Origin of the sequence: Methylobacterium sp. WL18, from assembly GCF_008040015.1 — a bacterium.
GTDB classification, from domain to species: Bacteria; Pseudomonadota; Alphaproteobacteria; order Rhizobiales; family Beijerinckiaceae; genus Methylobacterium; species Methylobacterium mesophilicum.
Map to the genome: position 1 here is coordinate 1 of NZ_VRVD01000746.1, position 2,075 is coordinate 2,075.

Below are 2,075 nucleotides of genomic sequence, written 5' to 3' on the forward strand. Positions count from 1 at the left end.
CCCTCGTACTTCTCCTTCTCGGACACGGTGATCAGCTACCGGTTCCAGGGCCCCTCGGCGGAGCCCGGCCTCTCGGTGCGCCGGCCCGACGGGACCGCACAGGGCCGGCGGGTGCCGCGCGAGGTGCCCAAGAACGTGGTCAACCTGTTCCACGCCAATTCCTGGGCCTACGGCACCAACCTGATCTCCCTCGACATCCTCCAGTCGGGCTCCCAGGACGCGGCGGGCGACAAGCTGATCCGGAGGAAAAGTTACGGCGCCACGGAGGTCTACCTGATCTACCGGGGCGTCCTGAGCCCGAACAAGATCTTCGACACCACGGCGTTCGCGATCCCGGGCCTGGTCAAGGATATCGGGCTGGCGTTCGGGGCCGACGTCAACACCAAGAACACGACGTTCGATTCCGAGAAGCGCGCCGGCACCTTCGGCCTCAACTTCGCCTTCGACGTGCCGGTCGGGTTCGTGAACCTGAAGGTCCAGGCCTACAAGGAATTCTCCCGCAACGGCTTCGCCGGGGATCCGCCGCGTCCGGAAAGCGGCATCCCGGCGATTCCGGGCTTCGATTATTCACACTTCCGCAGCGTCGAGTTCAAGACGACGCCGGAATTCGAGCTGACCTACACGATCCCGCTGGCCTTCACCGGCCTGCCCCTGGCGCTGGCCGGGTTCAACACCATCGTGATGCCCAAGGGCCGCTACGGCGACGTCAACCAGTACCGGACGAAGACAGAGTTCGTCTCGCAGACCAACCTGGTCCTGGATATCGGGCAGCTGCTCGAGCAAGCCCCCAACCGGGTCGAGGCGTTCGTCGGCTTCCAGTACTGGCACAACAAGTTCGGCGGCGATCCCCGGTCCACGATCAATACCGAGGAGAAGGCGCTGATCGCCGGCATCGCCTATCACCTCAAGTGAGGGCGCCCGCAGCCGCCCCCCCGGGATCGCCCGTTCTGGCGCGCAGATCGCCGGGCGCGTGGTCGAAGCGGCGGCGGAAGGCGCGGTTGAAGGTCGGCGCGTCGGTGAAGCCGCAGGCATACGCGATCGTGGCGATCTTCAGCCGGTCCTTGCCCGGCGCGGTCAGGCGGCGGTAGGCGAGGTCGAGGCGCGCGTCGCGGATCGCCGCCGCGATGCCGTCGGTCCCCGCGAAGGCCCGGTACAGGTGGGCCCGGGACAGGCCGAGCGCCGCCTGGATCTCGGCCGGGCCGAGGCTCGGGTCGTGGAGCCGGCGCATGATGTGGGCGTGGGCCAGGGACACCACCGCCTCGCACGAGACCGGGGCGGCCGGGTTGCCGGGCTGGTCCCGGACGAGGGTGCGCAGCAGGTGCAGCACGCCTTCGAGCGCGACCTGCGCCTCGCCCTCGGTCATCCAGGCGGCCGAGGCCGCGAAGGTGCGGAACGCGGCCTTGAACGCCGCGTGTGCGGGACGGTCGGCGATGCAGCGCCCCGCGAAGGCCTCGACGGTGCCGATCCAGGCCTCGAAGGTCGCGCGCGGCAGCGCCAGCCGGATCTCCGCGTAATCGCTCTGGGTGCCGGCCAGGAACGGCCGCTGGCGCGACAGGAAGCTGATGTCCCCCGCGCTCAGGCGCGCGCCGCGCAGGCCCTGCTGCTGGTATCCGATCCCGTCGAGGGCGAGGCCGATCACCATCGCGTCGGAGGGGTTCCGGCCGATGTGGCGGGCGCCGACCGTCACGCCGACCGGGCTGCTGACCGTGTGGGTCAGGCCCCAATCCGCGCCCATGACGACGAGCCTCCGGGCCCGGAACGCCGCGCGGGGATGCATGCGCCCGACGTCGCCGTGCGGCGCCAGCGCGGTCGAGCACCAGAAGTCGAACGCCCGCTTGGGCTCGACGTGCCGGGTGGTCTCGATGGTGCTGGGGACGAGGGCCGGGAGGGACACGGGGCGAGCTCCGCTACGGACGGAACCGGCCGCCGCGCAGCGATTGCCGGCCGCGTCGACAAAAGCAAGAGCCGAGCGACCCGGAAGACAACCAGGGGTAAACGTCCGCCGGCGCGCGCCGCGTCTTCCCGAAGCGGCGGCCTGTTGCCCGGTCTACGGCCGGGACGGCCCGCGCCGGAGC

Annotated in this window: 2 protein-coding genes; one reads left to right on the forward strand and one right to left on the reverse strand. The window is 70.5% G+C overall.

Going from position 1 to position 2,075, the window contains the following annotated elements; genetic code table 11:
* Nucleotides 1-912: hypothetical protein (locus FV228_RS27770; protein WP_147857447.1), on the forward strand; the 912-nt coding region annotated here is incomplete at its 5' end.
* On the opposite strand, the gene FV228_RS27775 is transcribed toward FV228_RS27770, so the two are convergent.
* Entirely contained in the window at nt 905-1,894 is a 990-nt protein-coding gene (locus FV228_RS27775) for a helix-turn-helix domain-containing protein (protein ID WP_147857448.1), read from the reverse strand. The genes FV228_RS27770 and FV228_RS27775 overlap by 8 nt on opposite strands.
* Nucleotides 1,895-2,075: the final 181 nt, after the last annotated feature.